18 protein-coding genes are annotated in these 18473 nt (G+C 44.6%); 1 reads left to right on the plus strand and 17 read right to left on the minus strand.

Annotated elements, in window-relative coordinates; all coding sequences use genetic code 11:
* Positions 1-134 precede the first annotated feature (134 nt).
* The 13 genes from DDT91_RS02230 to tpiA form a co-directional block, all read right to left on the minus strand.
* Entirely contained in the window at positions 135-890 is a 756-nt protein-coding gene (locus DDT91_RS02230; protein ID WP_187174500.1) for a LytTR family DNA-binding domain-containing protein, read from the minus strand.
* A 130-nt stretch (positions 891-1020) separates the two neighbouring features.
* Entirely contained in the window at positions 1021-1755 is a 735-nt protein-coding gene (locus tag DDT91_RS02235; protein ID WP_187174501.1) for a LytTR family DNA-binding domain-containing protein, read from the minus strand.
* A 14-nt stretch (positions 1756-1769) separates the two neighbouring features.
* Positions 1770-2825, minus strand: a complete 1056-nt coding sequence (locus DDT91_RS02240; RefSeq protein WP_187174502.1) for a sensor histidine kinase — start codon at positions 2823-2825, stop codon at positions 1770-1772.
* 83 nt (positions 2826-2908) lie between these two features.
* Positions 2909-5740: an excinuclease ABC subunit UvrA gene (uvrA, locus tag DDT91_RS02245; protein WP_187174503.1), complete on the minus strand. Its 2832-nt coding sequence runs from the start codon at positions 5738-5740 to the stop codon at positions 2909-2911.
* 187 nt (positions 5741-5927) lie between these two features.
* Entirely contained in the window at positions 5928-7067 is a 1140-nt protein-coding gene (locus DDT91_RS02250; RefSeq protein WP_187174504.1) for a nitric oxide synthase oxygenase, read from the minus strand.
* 157 nt (positions 7068-7224) lie between these two features.
* On the minus strand, positions 7225-8163 hold the full coding sequence (locus tag DDT91_RS02255) for a lytic transglycosylase domain-containing protein (protein ID WP_187174505.1): 939 nt from the start codon (positions 8161-8163) through the stop codon (positions 7225-7227).
* 45 nt (positions 8164-8208) lie between these two features.
* The gene (locus DDT91_RS02260; protein WP_187174506.1) at positions 8209-8697 is read right to left on the minus strand and encodes a hypothetical protein; all 489 of its coding nucleotides are present in this window, start codon (positions 8695-8697) and stop codon (positions 8209-8211) included.
* 3 nt (positions 8698-8700) lie between these two features.
* Entirely contained in the window at positions 8701-10221 is a 1521-nt protein-coding gene (locus DDT91_RS02265) for a GH3 auxin-responsive promoter family protein (protein ID WP_187174507.1), read from the minus strand.
* The gene (gene lptB, locus DDT91_RS02270; RefSeq protein WP_187174508.1) at positions 10221-10958 is read right to left on the minus strand and encodes an LPS export ABC transporter ATP-binding protein; all 738 of its coding nucleotides are present in this window, start codon (positions 10956-10958) and stop codon (positions 10221-10223) included. Before lptB ends, DDT91_RS02265 begins: the two co-directional genes overlap by 1 nt.
* A 1-nt stretch (position 10959) precedes the next feature.
* Positions 10960-12684: a single-stranded-DNA-specific exonuclease RecJ gene (recJ, locus tag DDT91_RS02275; protein WP_187174509.1), complete on the minus strand. Its 1725-nt coding sequence runs from the start codon at positions 12682-12684 to the stop codon at positions 10960-10962.
* A 96-nt stretch (positions 12685-12780) separates the two neighbouring features.
* A complete protein-coding gene (locus DDT91_RS02280) occupies positions 12781-12981 on the minus strand; it encodes a hypothetical protein (RefSeq protein WP_187174510.1) in 201 nt (66 codons plus the stop codon).
* Position 12982: 1 nt separating this feature from the next.
* Positions 12983-13810 (minus strand): 50S ribosomal protein L11 methyltransferase, encoded by an 828-nt coding sequence (gene prmA / locus DDT91_RS02285; RefSeq protein WP_187174511.1) that lies wholly within the window; start codon positions 13808-13810, stop codon positions 12983-12985.
* A gap of 92 nt (positions 13811-13902) precedes the next feature.
* Entirely contained in the window at positions 13903-14664 is a 762-nt protein-coding gene (gene tpiA, locus DDT91_RS02290) for a triose-phosphate isomerase (RefSeq protein WP_187174512.1), read from the minus strand.
* A 69-nt stretch (positions 14665-14733) separates the two neighbouring features.
* On the opposite strand from tpiA, the gene DDT91_RS02295 reads away from it, so the two are divergent.
* Positions 14734-15240, plus strand: a complete 507-nt coding sequence (locus DDT91_RS02295; RefSeq protein ID WP_187174513.1) for a regulatory protein RecX — start codon at positions 14734-14736, stop codon at positions 15238-15240.
* A gap of 45 nt (positions 15241-15285) precedes the next feature.
* Here DDT91_RS02295 and DDT91_RS02300 read toward each other — a convergent pair whose 3' ends face one another.
* The 4 genes from DDT91_RS02300 to DDT91_RS02315 form a co-directional block, all read right to left on the minus strand.
* Positions 15286-16104 (minus strand): YgcG family protein, encoded by an 819-nt coding sequence (locus DDT91_RS02300; RefSeq protein ID WP_187174514.1) that lies wholly within the window; start codon positions 16102-16104, stop codon positions 15286-15288.
* Positions 16085-16519, minus strand: coding sequence for a TPM domain-containing protein (locus DDT91_RS02305; RefSeq protein ID WP_187174515.1), 435 nt, complete (start codon positions 16517-16519; stop codon positions 16085-16087). The genes DDT91_RS02300 and DDT91_RS02305 overlap by 20 nt, the downstream gene beginning before the upstream one ends.
* 8 nt (positions 16520-16527) lie before the next feature.
* Complete coding sequence (locus tag DDT91_RS02310) at positions 16528-17118, minus strand: LemA family protein (protein ID WP_187174516.1); 591 nt, start codon at positions 17116-17118, stop codon at positions 16528-16530.
* Between the two features lie 103 nt (positions 17119-17221).
* A complete protein-coding gene (locus DDT91_RS02315) occupies positions 17222-18433 on the minus strand; it encodes an aspartyl protease family protein (protein WP_255502001.1) in 1212 nt (403 codons plus the stop codon).
* Between the last annotated feature and the right edge of the window lie 40 nt (positions 18434-18473).

Raw genomic sequence — 18473 nt, forward strand, 5'->3', positions numbered from 1 at the left:
TAAACTCGTAAGGGTTAATTTGGTTGATTGTTTGGTTACTCTAAAGAGGCGGGTTTTGCCCGCCTCTTTTTTATGTCTTACTACAAAGGAGGACTTGTTTCTATTGTATTACGCCTTTGACTTATCTCCCTTTTTTAACTTTCAGTGATGGTATTCAATTTGGCCAAGAAGCTATTGTAATACTGACGGCCCACCTGTACCACTGCACCTTGCTTCAAATTGATTTCTTTAGTATTGAAACTCTCGATCTGTCCAAGGTGTACGATGTATGATTTTTGCACCCTTAAAAACAGTTGTGAAGGCAGGATTTCCTCAATTTCCTTCATGGATTTCCTGATGCTGTAATCCCGATTTTTGGTAAAGATGGTGACCATATTGCCATTGGCCTCTACATAATAGATGTCCTCATATTGCACGCGCTCAAATGCATTATCAGCTTTGATGAAAACGGCATCATTGACCAGGTAAGGGCTTTCGTTGACGGCTTTGGCTACAGCCACCTCAGCGGTTGGCTTTGTCCTTTTATTGTAAAGGACAATTTCCACAATCGCGTGAATGTCATTGGTATTGAAAGGCTTCACAATAAAGCCCGCCGGAGAAATTCTTTTCGCCCTTTCAATAATCGTAGGATCACTGTAGGAAGTCACGAATACCAAAGGAGCATCCACCATTTGCTTGATGATCTCTCCCAATTCGATTCCGTCTTTATCTCCCTTCAGTTTGATATCCATGAAGATCAAATCAGGACGGTATTTTTTGATAACCTTAATGCATTGATTGGCAGAATTTGCGATATCAATATTCACATAACCCAGGAGTTCGAGGATCTCTTGGATGTTTTCTGCAATGCTTATGTCATCTTCGACGATAAGTATCCGTTCCTCTTTCATAATCTAAGCAATTGATTTGGTGGTATTTAGGGGTAATAAAACAGAAAATTGACAGTTTCTAATGTCAACTTACCTCCTAAGTTCCTGATTTTATTCAGAAAACCAAATGCTTTTTTTTGACTATGAAAATTTAAAGACTCATCATTTCCTTAAAGCGGGCGGCTTGTCTCCTGCTTACTTCAATGCGGTCGCCTCCTCGAAGGGTAACTACCAATCCCCCATTGAACCAAGGTTCGATGGCTTCCACCCATCCCAAATTGATGATGTGCTTACGGCTAGCTCTGAAAAAAGACTTCTCATCCAATCGCTCGTCCAAGGCATTAAGCGACTTATGGATCATGGGTTTGAAATGATCAAAGTAAACCTTGATATAATTCCCGTCTGATTCAAAAAGTCGGACGTTTGAAAGTCTTACAAACCAACATCTATCCCCATCTTTTACGAAAACCTGATCTTCGAGCGTAAGCTTTTTCTGATTGGCAAAGGCACCGTTTTCGTCTCTTCTGGAGATTCCTTCGATTTTGCCCTGAAGCTTCTGAATGGCTTCTTCGAGTCTTTTGGGCTCAATAGGTTTCAGGAGATAGTCTAAGGCATTGACTTGGAAAGCCTTTAGCGCATACTCATCATAGGCGGTAGTAAAAATCACATGAGGTACCTGGTCCAATTCTTCCAATAGGTCGAATCCGGTTTTTTCAGGCATCTGAATGTCCAGGAAGATCACATCTGGCTGAAGTTGCTCGATTTTCTCTTTGGCATCTTCCACATTTACAGCCTCTCCTACTACCTCGACTGTTTCCAGTTGATTCAGCAAATTGATCAATTCTTTACGTGCTAGTCTTTCGTCGTCGATTACAATGGCTCTCATTTTTACGGAGTTGGTTAGTCTAAAGTAACTCTTTGTTTCGGAATTTTGATTTCAGTAATGACAAATTGGTTGCCTGAGTTGAATATCCTAAAGGAAGCTCGGTCTCCATAGAGGAGCTGAAGGCGTTGTTTGGTGTTTTCAAGCCCGTGCCCACTTCCATCTTCCCGTTTGGCTTTTGGAGATTTAGGATTGAGATATCCACTGTTTCTCACTTGGATATACAGCTCTTCACTCAATCCTTCACGGCATTTGATCTCGATCAACCCTCCTTTGACCAGGTTGGAAATTCCATGCTTGATGGCATTTTCCACAATGGTCTGAAGCATCATCGGGGGAATCTTATAGGAATACGCTTCCTCCTCTATTTGGTAAATCACCTCTAGTCGCTCCTCAAATCGGATGGACTCCAGCGCCAAGTAATCTTTGACCGTTGCCAATTCGTCTGCAAAGTCAATGACTTGCTTTTTATCCATCATAAGAGAAAACCGAAGCATATTCGAAATTCTCGTGATGGCCGTTTTGGCTTTGTCGGGATCTTCGTCTACCAATGCTCTCACTGAATTCAGCGCATTGAAGATGAAATGGGGATTAAGTTGACTCTTGAGGTGATTGAGCCTAATCTCGTTAATTTTTGCTTCGTACTTGAGGCTGTTGTTGTAATTATCAAGGAAGTGAAACAAAAAGTAAAGGAGAAACCAAAAAGCATAGTATAAGAAGCTGACGAAGAGATTCACCGCAATCACCAAAGCGCGAAAATCCTGAGTTGGATTTAGTGTGCCAAAGGCAACATTTATCAGAATTTGTGCGAAGACATTGACCACCGCAAGGGACAGTAAGGCTAAGATGGCTTGAACAAGAAGTCGGAAAATACCAAGTTTAAACCAATCATAAGATTTAACCACATGACGAAAAGCATGGGTAGAAAGTAAGTAGTAGGCCGCCAAAGCCACAAAAGCCCAAGCCTGGATTATGGAAATCCCCTCAGAAAGGGAGGCAAAAAAGACATTGACAAAGGCAAAGCTTCCCCAGCCCAATATCTGCAAAATCCAATACAGCCTTACTCTGTTCATATCCAAACCAAAGTTAGCCAAGGAATTTCTCCTAGGATTTCTATTTTGATAAATGGGCGAGACACTTGATTTACGCGTCAATTTCAGCGTTTTAGTTCCTCCTTTAGAAATCTGCCGGTATGACTCTGAGGATGAGCCGCCACCATTTCAGGAGTTCCCTGCACGAGAATGGTTCCGCCTTTGTTTCCTCCCTCCGGACCCAGATCGACTACATAGTCTGCGACCTTAATCACATCAAGATTATGCTCGATGATCAAGACCGTATTACCCTTGTCCACTAGTTTTTGGAGTACTCCCATCAGCAAATCGATGTCTTGAAAATGAAGGCCGGTGGTAGGTTCGTCCAGAATGTAGAAGGTTTTTCCAGTATCCTTTTTTGAAAGCTCTGTGGCAAGCTTGACCCTCTGTGCTTCTCCTCCTGAAAGCGTTGTGGCATGCTGACCCAAGGTAATATAGCCTAGGCCCACATCACTGAGGGTTTGGATTTTTCGGAGGATCTTGGGTTGGTGTTCGAAAAACTCCACCGCCTGCTCTACGGTCATGTCGAGCACGTCCGAGATGGATTTCCCTTTGAAACGCACCTCCAAGGTCTCTCGGTTGTAGCGCTTTCCTTTACAGGTTTCGCAGGGAATATGTACATCGGGAAGAAAGTCCATCTCGATCAGCTTCATTCCTGCCCCTTCGCAATCTTCGCAACGCCCTCCCTTGACATTGAAGGAAAAACGGCCTGGCTTGTATCCACGGATTTTAGCTTCCGGCAATTCCGTGAAAAGAGTACGTATATCCGAAAATACACCTGTATACGTCGCAGGATTGGACCTTGGCGTACGCCCGATGGGGCTTTGATCTACCTCGATGACTTTATCCAAGTACTCCAGCCCGGCTATGCTTTGGTAGGGCATGGGTTCTTTTTTGGAATTGTAAAATTCCCGGTTCAAAATGGGAAACAGGGTCTCGTGGATCAAGGTACTTTTTCCACTCCCTGAAACCCCCGTGATCAGGATCAAGGTGCCCAATGGAAGCTCTAGATCCACATTTTTTAGGTTATTGCCGGAGGCCCCTTTCAGGATAAGTTTCTTTCCTTTTCCCTCACGGCGATTTTCTGGGATCGAAAGACCGAGCTTTCCACTGAGATAGCGGGCAGTAACGGAGTTATTTTTCAGTATTTCCTGAGGAGTACCGGCTGCTACCACATGTCCGCCATGTCTGCCTGCACCCGGGCCCATGTCGAGCACAAAATCCGACTCCAGCATCATGTCTTTGTCATGCTCCACCACAAGAACAGAATTTCCCAAATCCCGAAGGCTCTGAAGGGCTTTGATCAGCTTCACATTGTCGCGCTGATGAAGGCCGATACTCGGTTCATCCAAAATATAAAGCACCCCAACCAGCTGTGTGCCAATCTGAGTGGCTAGTCGGATTCGTTGGGCTTCTCCTCCGGATAGCGTTTTCAATGGACGATTGAGCGAAAGATAATCCAGACCGATATCCAACAGGAATCCGATTCGCTTTCGGATTTCCTTCAGAACTTCCACGCCGATGATCTGCTGTTTTTCGGTCATTCGACTTTCCAATCCCTCAAACCAATCGGCCAATCCTCTGATATCGAGCATGGCAAGTTCGCCGATGTGCTTTTCGTCAATTTTGAAATGCAAGGCTTCTTTTTTCAATCGGTAACCATTACAATCCGGGCAGGTCTGCGTGATGGTAAATTCGGATACCCAATCCTGAATTTTATCGGATGAACCCTCTTGGTATTTCTGCAAAAAGTTTACAATTCCTTCAAAAGTAGTATTCCACTGCGTACCTGGATACTTCACCGAATCCACCGCAACTTCGATCTTGTCTCCATAGAGTAAGACCTCCACCACTTGCTCGGGTAAATCCTTGATCGGAGTACTCATGGAGCATTTGTAATGCTTCAGAATGGCTTCAATTTTTTTGAAAATCCAGATATCTCTGTATTCACCCAAGGGAGCTATTCCCCCTCTGGTAATGCTGAGCGAAGGATCAGGAATAATGCTTTCCCGTGTGATTTCTTCAATGATCCCAAGGCCATTGCACGTAGGACAGGCTCCATAAGGGGAGTTAAATGAAAAGGTATTTGGGGCTGGCTCATCATAAGACAACCCTGTCTCAGGATCCATCAGGTATTTGGAAAAATGATGCACTTCTCCGCTTTCCTCACGGATCATGATCACTCCTTTGCCATGCTGAAGGCCTGATTTGAGGGATTGGGTGATGCGAAAACGATCCGACTCATCTGCAACAATGCGATCGATGACGATCTCGATGTCATGAATTTTGTACCGGTCTAGCTGCATTTTGGGCACAATGTCCATCACAACGCCATCCACCCGGACCTTGGAAAAGCCCATCTTTCGGATTTGCTCAAAAAGCTCACGATAGTGTCCTTTTCGACCCTTGACAATTGGAGCCAGGATGTAGAGTTTTTTGCCCAAAAACTTGGTAAACAACTGCTCGATGATCTGATCCTCGGTCTGCCGGATCATCTTTTTTCCTGTCAGATATGAATATGCCTCTCCGGCGCGGGCATAGAGCAATCGCATGAAGTCATAAATCTCTGTGACCGTACCCACCGTGGAACGTGGATTTTTAGACGTCGTCTTTTGCTCGATGGCTATGACCGGGGAAAGTCCGTTGATCTTGTCCACATCGGGACGCTCCATTCCTCCCAAAAATGATCTGGCATAGGCAGAAAAGCTTTCCATGTACCTTCTCTGGCCTTCTGCATAGATCGTATCAAAAGCAAGTGAACTCTTCCCGCTTCCCGAAAGCCCAGTGACTACCACCAATTTGTTTCTTGGGATTCGGACGTCAAGGTTTTTTAGATTATGCTCTCGGGCACCAAAAATCTCGATATATTCTTCCTGTGAGGCAGGGGATTGAGTCATGGATGAAGGGAAATTATTAATCGGCAAAAGTACACTTTTTTGGTCGGATCAGAGGGTGAGACCGCGAAGATTGTAACTCATCCGACCCGGGAAAGGTTGGAACAAACTGAACTCATCCGCTGCAAAAACCTCCTCCGACAAGAAATAATGGTTTATTTAGTTGATCTACCATGAGCCAAGGATTCGATCATCCGTGATGAAAAGGACATTCTTTGAGATTTTCCTCATTTTCAAACAGAACTTGCCTTGGAACTTCCTGATAGAAAAAGTTAGGGCTGAGGACCTGGTTTTCCCACTCTCTATGGAAAACGCCCAGGGTGGAGCCGGCTGTGGGGGGCACAATCCAAGACCAATCTGCCTGAACTTTCCGTCCCTTGGCTTCCTCCACTCTGCAAAACTCCAAAAATTGCTCCGAGGCACTATGGTGATCCACCAGAGTAATTCCTTTTTCCTGAAAAGAATGGAGTACAGCTTCCTGAAGTACGAGTAAGGCCTTGTCTTTCCACAAGGTTCGCACATGCCTGGTATCCAACCCCATTTTTTCCGCTAGTTGAGGGAGCAAGTTGTAGCGATGCGCATCGGCCAGATTACGGACAGCGATCTCTGTGAGCATGTACCAGCCATTGAACGGTGCGCAGGTAAACGAGATCCCACCCATCTCCAGTCGCATATCGGATATTACCGGGACTGCGTACCACTGGATATTCATCCTTTCCAACCAAGGATATTCTGGATGGATTATCGGAACTCTCAGCACTTTTTCTTCAGGAATCGTGAACCACTTTGGTGCTTCTCCTTCCACTTGAATCACCACGGGAAGGAGGTCAAATGCGGTGCCCACTGATTCCCACCCAAGTGCATGACAGAATCTGGTAAACTGCAATGAATCAGGGTCCCCAAGAACTTGCCCATTTGGTAAAAGGTATCCTGCAAATCGAACAAGCTGCTTGTTTAAGATTCGAACCCTTGGATATCGATCTGCAGCCTGATAGATAGAAATGGCAGACCTTATTTTTCCAGCATTGGTGGCAAAATCAAGATGCTCCATCAAATCGGCAAAAATCTCCTCGGGAGAAGAAAGAGAACGCCGATCACGAACTTTCAGACTTTTCCAAAACAATCTTCCGATGCACCTATTACTGTTTCTCCAGGCTAGTTTGGCGCCATAGGTAAGTTCCTCCTCAGTAAGCAGGTAGGTGCCATCGTTGCTGATCTCAGCGTTGACTTGGTGTAGCCTTTGATTAAAACCCTGCTTACCATTTTCCACAAAATATTGCTGAAGAAAATGCGTGGCCTTTTGAAGCAAATCAGTTTTGGATGGATGCATAACTGGCTCATATCCCTGTCCGAAGGGAGGGAATCAGATTAGATGGGTGATCAGATTTTGCAAGAAATACCCTGCATGGGTGATAGATCAATAACCAGCTTTTGGGAAAGTGGTTTGTGGGGTGATTGCTATTTCCCTGAATAAGAATTCGTGTGCTTCATTTTGGCAATCGGATTTCGTACACCTTACCCTTTTTTGCCTTCAAGTTCCGATCTCTCAACCAAGGGTTATACAACTTGAGGTACTTGAAATTGCTTCCCTGATTTTTGGCCCATTGGGGAAGATCTTTGATATCTCCCTGAACTTCAAAAGTTCTGAACTCTGGATTTTTATAAAAATCCTGATCATCCAAGTGATAGCCAAATTTCCCGGGATTCTCAAAAATTACTTTAAAAGCCAAGATCCTGAACAAATACCTGCTAGTCTCCTCGTTGAGGTAAAGGTCGTAGTAGTTGCGGTGGAGTTGCTCCTCCTGTCTTTTGGAAAATCCGCTTTGCCCCATATTGTAGCTCGCGGCCACTGCTGTCCAATCGCCGAATTTGGCATGGGCTTTTTTGAAATACCTGGAAGCAGCCAAGGTCGCTTTTTCGAAATGATAGCGCTCATCTACGGTATGGGTGATTTCGAGGCCATACTCTTTGCCGGTATCTTCGAGGATTTGCCAATAGCCTCTGGCACCGGCAGGAGAACCGACATTCATCAGTCCGCTTTCTGCAATGGCCAAGTACTTAAAATCGTCCGGAATACCTTGTTGTTTGAGTATCCGCTCGATGTCAGGAAGGTATTTGGCGGATCGCTTCATCAACAGAATCATATTAGATTCCCAATAGGCATTGACATAGATCTCCCGCTCCAGTCGCTCCAGAATGTCTCCGTCTTCCAAGGGCACTTTTTCTCCTGCAAAATCCAACTCTTTGGGAAGCTCAAACAGCCGGATGGAATCCCGTGTAAACGAAGGAAATCCAACCATAGCTTGCTCTTGGAATTGGATATCATCAGCCGGAACCTGTGGGGTTTTTGACCAGTAGACCATAGCAGCCAAAATAACCGCCACCAGGACAAGTACATAAAGTGTAATTAGATGAAAACGAGACATGTAACGGGAGGATATAATTACAAGATAATTCTCGGATTCCAGTTTTCAGACAATTTTTTGACGAAGGGCTTTATTGATCCGCTTTCTTATTTCGGGCCACTCCTCAGGTGTAGAGATCGTACGATTAGGAGCGCAAATACTTGTTGAAATAGGCCAATTTTCATTCCGATAAGCAAAAATGACATACCTTTCACCCAAGTTAAAAGTACCTGAGCAGGAGGTAAATCCAGATTCCAGAGTCAATCTTCTTTTTTTCAAGTCTTTTCCTAATTTTCCCTTTAAAGTCTTGATTACTTTAAACTCTGGATTGTAGCCTCTTTTTTTATAATACAAGGAATCAAAAGCCAAATCAGGAATCCATTCGAAATTGGGATCTTTTTCATCTTGGATAGATACCATCTCAGCATAAAAAATCACGGGAAAAGATCTCGCATGCTCTCCAAAATCATAATTGGCAGGGAAAATACATTCGCAGGCCTTTGAGGATAAAGTAAAGAGGAAAACCAAAACAAAAAACAATCCGGTCCTTTTCATTCTTTATCTCATCATCCCCAAAATCTCATCGATATACTCTCTGGAATTGGACAGTCGCGGTACTTTGTATTGTCCGCCCAATTTGCCTTTTTTTCCAAGCCAAGATTCAAAAAGTCCATGTGGGGCATTATGCAAAATCAGCTGTCGAAGAGCCAAATCTTTGTGTCGCTTGGCATCATAGTCGGAGTTGACCTCTCTCAACTTATCATCCAATAGCCTTGCAAAAAGCTTCAAATCTTCTGGCTCTTTTTGAAACTCTACCACCCATTCATGGGCTGCCTTGGATTGGCTGTCTTCAAAATATACCGGGGCCGCGGAAAAGTTGGTAATCGTGGCTCCCGTTTCTTCACAAGCATACTGAATAGCCGCTTCCGCATTTTCCACAATCACCTCTTCACCAAAAGCATTGATAAAATGCTTGGTTCGGCCCGAAATGCGGAATCTATATGGCGCGGTAGAGGTGAACTTGACCGTATCTCCAATCTTGTAGCGCCAGAGTCCTCCATTGGTGGAAATGATAATCGCGTAATTTTTGCCTAGCTCTACTTCCTGAAGGGGGATGACTTTTGGATTCTCTTTTTCCCACTCCTCCATTGGAATAAACTCGTAGTAAATCCCATAATCCAAAAGCAGCAGCAGCTCGTCCGAGTCAGGCTGATCCTGAATGCCAAAAAAGCCTTCGGAGGCGTTGTATGTCTCCATGTAACGCATTTTTTCAGATGGTATCAGTTCTTTGAATAGACTGCGATAGGGGCCAAAAGCCACCGCACCATGGAAAAATACCTCCAGGTTTGGCCAAACTTCGAGGATGTGCTTGGCCTTCTTGAGCTCGAGGATACGCTGCAGAAGGACTATGGTCCAGGTAGGCACACCTGCGATGGACGTGACATTTTCATTCATAGTCTCCCTGGCCATTTTCTCTATTTTGGCCTCCCATTCTCCCATCAAAGCTGTCTCTAAAGAGGGAGTCCGGGCAAATTGGGCCCAAATTGGGAGGTTTTGCATGATGACGGCCGACACATCCCCAGCCCGAGCAGTACCTTGAGGATTTAGGGGGTTTTTCTCCAAAGTTCCACCAATAGAAAGGCTCTTGCCAGTGAAAAGTTTCGTTTCAGGATTATTGCTGACATAGAGAGAGACCATGTCTTTTCCTCCTTTGTAATGGCATTCTTCCAGACTTTCTTCCGAAACAGGGATGTATTTGCTTCGGCTCGAAGTGGTACCCGATGATTTGGCAAACCATTCGATATCAGAAGGCCAGATTACATTTTGTTTTCCCAACATCGTCCTTTCGATGTAAGGTTTGAAACTTTCATAATCAAAAAGTGGAACTTGCTTGGCAAAATCCTGGTAGGATTTTATCCGGTCAAACTGAAATTCTTTGCCTATTTCGGTTTTACGGGCAGAGTCGACCAGTTCATCCAAGGTCTCTTTCTGAACCTGAATGGGATGTTGCTTAAAATGATCAATTTGACCCAGGCGACTTCTAAAAATCCAGGTCATGAAGCTATTTAGAACTTCCATTAGTTAAAAACTTTGCGTTTGAGCTCAAACTGACTTCCCAAATAGACTTTTCGGACCTGCTCATCGGCGGCCAACTCTTCAGCTGTACCTGCTTTTAACAATCGCCCTTCAAACATCAGATAGGCCCGATCAGTAATCGAAAGAGTTTCATTCACATTATGATCTGTAATCAAAATCCCTATGTTTTTGGTTTTTAGCTTAGCTACGATGGTTTGTATTTCCTCTACCGCAATCGGGTCTACTCCTGCAAAGGGCTCGTCCAACAGAACAAATTTGGGATCCACTGCCAAAGCTCTGGCGATCTCTGTACGTCTTCTTTCACCTCCAGAAAGTACCATGCCTAGATTTTTTCGAACATGGGTAAGGCTAAATTCCTCCAACAGGCTTTCCATCTTTTCCTTCTGCTGGGCTTTGGGCATTTTAGTCATTTCCAGCACGGCAAGGATATTTTCCTCCACGGAAAGTTTTCTAAAAACAGAGGCCTCTTGGGCCAGGTACCCAATTCCCAATTTTGCCCGCTTGTACATTGGCAAGCCCGTTATTTCTTGGTCTTCCAGAAAAATCTTTCCCTCATTGGGCTGAATCAACCCCACAATCATGTAGAAAGAAGTGGTCTTCCCAGCCCCATTTGGACCTAGTAACCCCACAATTTCACCCTGCTCCACTTGAACAGAAATATCATTGACCACACGGCGGCCTTTGTAGATTTTGACGAGGTGTTCTGCACGGAGCATCATATCAGTCAAATTTGATGTCTTTCACGTATAGTTGCAAGCTGCTTTTGTCACGGAAAAAATTCTCCCGCATTTCTGCCACGATATCGAAGCGCATTTTGCCACGAAGCATATTGACCGTAGTCAGATCGGGGTCTTTGGCCCGGTCGGCCATACCGAATCCCAAGCAAACAGGTGTGGTGACCTGACCGTCTTGGACAATTTTAAATCTCAAATGCTTATCCTTGAGTACCGTGACTTCGTCGGCATACACATTATTGATGCGAAAGACCGGCTCGGTGTTTCCCGGACCGAAAGGAGCCATCTGCTTCAGGATATTATAAAATTTGTAATTGATCTGATCCAAAAGTAGGACATCGTCAATTTCTATGACTGGCTTGAGATGAGTCTCTTCGATACGACTGCGTACCACCTGTTCAAATTTGGCCTGAAAAGCGGGCACATTCTCCACACTTAATGTAAGGCCAGCTGCATACTTGTGCCCTCCAAACTGATCGAGTAGGTCTGCACATTCTGCAATGGCTTCATAGATGTCAAAATCCACTACAGATCTTGCACTTCCAGTCGCTTTATTGTTTGACTCGGTAAGAATAATCGTAGGGCGGTAGTATTTTTCGATACATCGGCTAGCTACAATTCCAATTACGCCTTTGTGCCAGTCTTCTTTGAAGAGCACTGTGGAATTCCATTGGGATTCCATTTCCCGCGCTGCCAGCATTTCAAAGGCTTCTTTGGTGATATTTTCATCGAAATTTCTTCGGGTAGAATTTACTTCATCCACCAGCTTGGCCCGCTCGATGGCTTCATCGAGATTTGGTGCAATCAGAAGCTCTACAGATGCTTGAGCATGTTCCAGCCGTCCTGAGGCATTGATTCTTGGACCGATTTTAAATACGATATCTGAAATCTGGATTTCCTTTTCCACTTTGGCTTGAAGGATAAGAGCCTTCAAGCCAGGTCTAGGAGTGTTATTGATCCGATCCAAGCCATAATAGGCCAGAATGCGGTTTTCACCGGTGATCGGTACGATATCCGCTGCAATACTTACTACCAAGAGGTCGAGATAAGGAAAAAGACTGGACTCCTCGATTCCGTGAGTTTTGGCGTAAGCTTGAATGAGCTTAAAGCCAACACCGCAACCACTGAGTTCTTTATAGGGATATTGGCAATCTTCCCGCTTTGCATCGAGCACCGCAACAGCTGCCGGCAATTGCTCTCCGGGAGTATGGTGATCGCAGATGATGAAATCCACCCCCAATTCCTTAGCCAATCGAACCTTTTCGATGGCCTTGATTCCGCAATCAAGGGCAATCACTAGGGAAAACCCGTTTTCTGCCGCAAACCGAACTCCCCGCTCCGAAATGCCATATCCTTCCTTGTACCGATCGGGAATGTAAAAATCCACCTGCGGGTAAAACCCTTTCAAAAAACTATACATGAGGGCTACCGCTGTGGTTCCATCCACATCGTAGTCTCCATAGACCAGAATTCGCTCTTGTTCTAATACGGCCTTTTCTATTCTATTGACAGCAGCTTCCATGTCCTTCATCAAAAAAGGATCATGAAGCTGACTTAGGCTTGGGCGGAAGTAATCTTTGGCCTGATCGAAACTCTCCACGCCCCGATTGATCAGCATATTGGCCAAGGTAGGATTCACATTGATTTCCTTACCCAGCTTTTCGATAGCTGCCTGTGAGGTTTTGGGTTTTTGTTTCCAGACGTACTCCATGGGTCAAAATTACAAAAGTAAGTGGGATTAAAATTTCCCGGATTTTGGATTGGGTGATAGCCTTTAAGCGAAGTTTTGAGCTAAAAAGTTCTGTGTTTAGGAATTCCTTTTCTTTTTTTCCTGCCGGTAATAAAACCAAAAGAGGGCGGGAAATAGCAAGGACTTCAATTTCCAGTCATTTTTCTCCCTGAATGTCAATCCTTGATCTGAGTTGACTTCTTTATACATTTTGGAGGCAAAGACCAAGTGCCCCAAAATGGCCACAAATAGCATTGAATAGAAAACCAGCTCGTACATCTTAGTCTTTTTGTAGAATCAAAGCTGCCCAATTGTCTTTATCGGAGGATTTGATAAGCTTCAATCCCAAAGACGTTGCTGCTTTCACCAAGTCTTCAACGTCTTGGGTGTAAAACCCACTCAGTAAAAGGTACCCTTTAGAAACCAGTAAGCCGGCATAAATTTTCATTTCGTCAAGGAGTACATTTTTATTGATATTGGCTAAAACGATATCAAAAGGTCCCTGAGGATTGACTTGTCTGATGGTCCCCAAGCCCATACGCGTGATGAGACCGTTCAGATCAAAATTTTCATTGCCGTTGTCTACACACCAGTCATCGATATCAAAGGCTTCTACTTCTCTTGCACCCAATAGGTGCGCCATGATGGCCAAAATCCCGGTTCCCGAGCCCACATCGAGGACGCGTTTACCCTCATGGTCCAATTCACCCTGATGGCGGAGCATCTGGAAAGTGGTGGCATGATGGCCCGTACCAAAGGACATCTTTGGGTTGATGACAATCTCATGCCTGAATCCGGGTTGTGATTCGTGGAAAGATGCTCTGACATATACCAAATCATCCACGGCAATGGGATCGTAGTTTTTCTCCCACTCTTCATTCCAGTTGACCTTGGGCATTTTGCCTTCAGTCAAATTAATCTTGGCTGCCTCCTTGTAGGAATCAATGAGTTGATCAAATGCTTCACGGTCAAATTCGGATTCAGGTGCATAGGCGTCGATTCCATCTTCTGTTTCCAAAAAAGAATCAAAACCAATCTCCGCCAACTCAGCAATCAGAATTTCCCGGAAATCCTCCAGGCATTTTATTTTAAACTCAAGGTAATCCATAGTGAGGCAAGAAAAGAGGGCTGGAAAATACTCAGGCTTGTGAGTTCACAAGCCTGAAAAGAAAGCAGTCTGTGGCAAAACAGACCGTATGGTTAGAATGATTTGACAATATCGATGAAATCTCGGGACTTGAGCGAGGCACCACCAATCAGGCCTCCGTCCACGTCAGGTTTGGAGAAAAGCTCCTTAGCATTCCCAGGGTTGGCACTTCCTCCATACAGGATGGAAGTTTCATTTGCTATTTCTTTTCCGTACTTGGAAGCTATATGACGCCGAAGAGCGGCATGCATTTCCTGTGCTTGATCAGCAGTAGCAGTCTTGCCTGTACCGATCGCCCAAATAGGTTCATAAGCAATGACCACTTTGGAGAAATCCTCAGGAGAGAGGTCAAACAAGCTTGCGGTCAACTGAAATTTCACATTGGATTCATGGGTTCCTGCAGTACGGATTTCCAGAGATTCTCCGCAGCAGAAGATTGGAGTCAAGCCATTGGCAATAGCTTGCTTTACTTTAGCGGCAAGCAGTTCATTACTTTCCTTGAAGTATTCTCTTCGCTCAGAGTGGCCAAGAATTACATAGTTTACTCCAAAAGAAGCCAGAATCTTAGCAGATACTTCGCCAGTAAATGCACCGGCTTCCTTATCCGAACAGTTTTGTGCTCCCACATAGATTCCTGCAGTGTCTCCTACTAATTTTTTCACAGGATGAATATGGGGAAAAGGAGGATTGAGCACCACGGCTACGTCTTGGATCGCCTCATCCTTGTACATATTGACAATCTCGGAAGTGAGTTTTTGACCTTCATCATAGGTCATATTCATCTTCCAGTTTCCGGCTACGATTTTCTTTCTCATGGGAGGGTTGAAATTTTTTAGGTTTGAAAAAACTTGAGCAGAGGGTATTTTGGCTTAAAATTACCAAAAATGTCCACTTGGGGAAAAAATAACCCGGAACAGTCAGCAAAAAAGAATTGGACTCTGAAAGAAGCCAAGGGAAAACTCGAAACCTACTGTGCCTATCAGGAGCGAAGCGCTTGGGAGGTGAGAAGGAAACTTTTTGAAAAAGGGATCCAGGGACAACAGGGCGAAAACCTGGTCGAGGAGCTGTATAAAGAAGGCTTCTTAAATGATGAGCGTTTTGCCAGATCTTTTGCCAGGGGAAAGTTCAGACTCAAAAAATGGGGAAGGATCCGGATCACCAGGGAATTGAAACTTCGTGAAATCAGTCCAGATCATATCCAGGCTGGACTTTCTGAAATCGATCCGGAAGAATATTACGATACTCTTTTGACCCAAACCGAGAAAAAGTGGGAGAAAACCAAAGAGAAAGATCCCTACAGGAAGCGGTATCTTATCATCCAGTATCTGGTCAGTAAAGGATTTGAGCAGGATTTGATCAAAGAAGCACTGGAAAGCATTCAGTCCCAATAAGTGAATGACCGGAGTCTTATTCACTTATTGAGACTGACCTAGTGTTTACCAGCTGCCTCCGGCTCCGCCCCCTCCGAAAGATCCGCCACCGAATCCTCCAAAGCCGCCACCGCCGCCAAATCCACCCCCTCCAAAGGAACCTTTGCCTGAGGAGAAATCTCCCCATTTGCCTCCTCCGGAGCCTTTAAGCATATTGGCTAGCATGATGGTGGTCCACAGGTCAATGCCTCCCCCTTTGCCCCCCATGTGGTTGTCGTTGTCCTTTCGGTTTTTGATCAAAGGCAAAATCACAAATAAGAGGATGAAAAGAAGCAACAGGAAAATAGCCCCTCCGTGGTCACCGTCAGAAGTCACTTCCTCGGCTTTATACTCTCCAGAGGCCAACTTGATGATCATATCCGTGGCTTGATCCAAGCCTTGATAATAAGCCTGCATCTTAAAGTTGGGGATGATCAGATTGGTGACGATTCGTTTGGCCAAGGCATCCGGCACAGCCCCTTCCATCCCACGGCCTGTCGCGATAAATACCTTTCGGTCATCCATCGCAGCCAGGATCAGAATCCCGTTGTCTTTGGAGGTTCCGATTCCCCACTTTTCTCCAAGGCGAAACGAGTAGTCGGAGATATCATATTCTCCGACTGATCGCATCATCACAATAGCAATTTGTGTCGAGGTACTGTCGTTGTACGCCACCAGCTTTTGCTCTAATTGACTGACTTCTTGGGCACTTAATGTACCGGTGAAATCAGTGACTAGCCTAGGGGGATTTGGAACTGGGGGAAAATCCTGAGCTTGTCCTCGAAGGAAGCTTAGGAGAAATAAAATTGCGAGAAGAAAGGTGTTTTTACCCAAATGATACCTCATCCGAAAGTTCGTTTTTGTCGCCTTGTGAATCATATGGAAAGTGTGTACCCAATTGATCCCCGGCATGATGGATGCCTTCGATAAGGCCTTCAGTGAATTTTCCCTGGCGAAAATAACCCGCCATCAGATCCTTGGTTTTTACCCAAAAATCAGTTGGCACCACCGCGTTGATTCCAGCATCACCCAAAATGGCAAACTTGTGATCCGCCACGGCGAGGTAAATCAGAACGCCATTCCGGTCTTTGGTTTGATACATTTTGAGTGTTTCAAAAACCTCAGCCGCACGGTCCAGAACCTCCCCTTTGCAGTGGTTTTCAATGTGGACTTGGATCTCTCCGGAGGTTCGGGTTTCTGCTGCTTTTATAGCATTAACGATTTGAGCCTTCTGCTCCGGAGAAAATAATTTCTCTGCCATGGGAATCCTTAGAATTGAACGGTTGGAGCATTTTCAGCACCAGCAGCAGCTTCAAAATATCCTTTGGGTTCGAAATTGTACCATCCGGCGAAGATATTGTTCGGGAAAGTCCTCAAGTTGGAATTGTAAGCCTGCACTGACTCATTGAAATTTCTTCTGGCTACGGAGATTCTGTTTTCAGTACCTTCCAATTGCGCTTGGAGTTCCAGGAAGTTTTGGTTGGCTTTTAGGTCAGGATATTTTTCTATGGTCACCAAAAGACGACTCAATGCACCTGAAAGTTGATCCTGAGCCTGCTGAAACTGTGCGAGTTTTTCCGGAGTCAGGTTGCTGGCGTCGATTTGTACAGAAGTAGCTTTGGATCGGGCCTCCACTACTCCGGTTAGGGTTTCCTGTTCAAATTCTGCATAACCTTTTACCGTGTTGACAAGATTCGGAATCAGGTCTGCTCTTCTTTGGTATTGAGTCTGTACTTCAGCCCACTGACCGTTGATGGTTTCCTCAGACTGTACAAATTGATTGTAAGTTCCTACTGCTTTGGTATAGACGAAAATACCTACTACTGCAATGATCAGGATTGGGATAAGAAATTTTTTCATAGTTGGAAGTTTGTTTTAAAAACGAGTAAATACACGGAATATCTCCCCGGAGTGTTTTAACTCCAGCCAAAGTTATCCAAATTATCTTTTGTTATGGAAATGATTAGATCTGCTTTTTTAAATAGATACTGACCTTGTAATCAGAATAGTTGTTCAGATCATTGTTAAAATACCTGCGCATTTCAAGCTCAATTTCTCTTCCTTCCTCGGATCTAAAAAGTTTAAAAACTTCCGTCATCTCCCAGATAAACATCGGAATCCTGTTAATAGAGAGAATCTCATCAAAGGGTAATACTCCGGATTTATAAGCCGGTGACCCAGCTCTGACTTCTCCTACATAATATCGATTTTCGTCATTTGGCACCTTTTTGACCACCATCCCGCTCATATCAAATTCAAAGGGATTATAAAAGGTACTTCCCTTTCTTACCATAAAGGTATTTCGCGGATAATCCAAAATCATTCGGGTTCGTCCCAAGACCTCAGATCCAAGGCTTCCCTTTCTTCCGGTAGCCTTGATCACTGTACTGTATGGAGTCTCCTCAGGATATGAGGTAAGCACTTCGCGCATCGTCAGACCTCCAATGGAAAGGGAATTTACCCGACCGATAAATCCATACAATACTCCTCCGAGGGATTGCCCAAGTTCAGACTCAATGAAATTCAAGGGCATGGTGATCTCTTCCGAAGTTTCCCTATTCAGTAAGAGACCATGATTTGCTCCGGTATCGATGAGAAGCTTGGCATCAAGCTTTGATCCTGATTTCTGTTTTATTTTCGCCTGAATATATGCCTTGCCATCGTCCACAGTCATATCAAGTTTACGGTAAAAAGGTGGCCTCCATTTTAGGGCTCCAGGTCTGAAAAAATCGATCATTCCCTCATCATAGTCAATCAAAATAGGATTGTATTTAAAAAATTCATATCCAATAATGCCATAAACAGGCACACCGATAACCGACTCCAGCTCAAGAAAGTCTTCTTCAAGCACCAGCAGACTTTGCAGCTTACCTTCCACCGGTCCCATATCGATGGTATTGATTGGGGAGACCTGAGCCCAAATGCTGGTTGTACCGTCAGCGCCCACAATATTGATTCTTCTGGAGTACTCAAGGCCCAAAGCATCCCCTAACTTTTTGCTAAAAAGAATATTGGATTTGACTCCCGTATCGACCAGGAAATTGAGCTTATAGTTGCCATTGATGGACACCGGCAGGATGATCAAGCTATTGGAGGAGTAAAATGGGATTTTTGCCTTTTTTACCTCTTCCTTCAAAAAAAAGCCCGGCACCTGGGCTTTACTTTGAAAACCCATTAAAAGAAATATGAAAATCAGAGACTTTAGGAAAGTCATT

The sequence above is a fragment of the Algoriphagus sp. AK58 genome, from assembly GCF_014324365.1.
Lineage (GTDB): Bacteria > Bacteroidota > Bacteroidia > Cytophagales > Cyclobacteriaceae > Algoriphagus.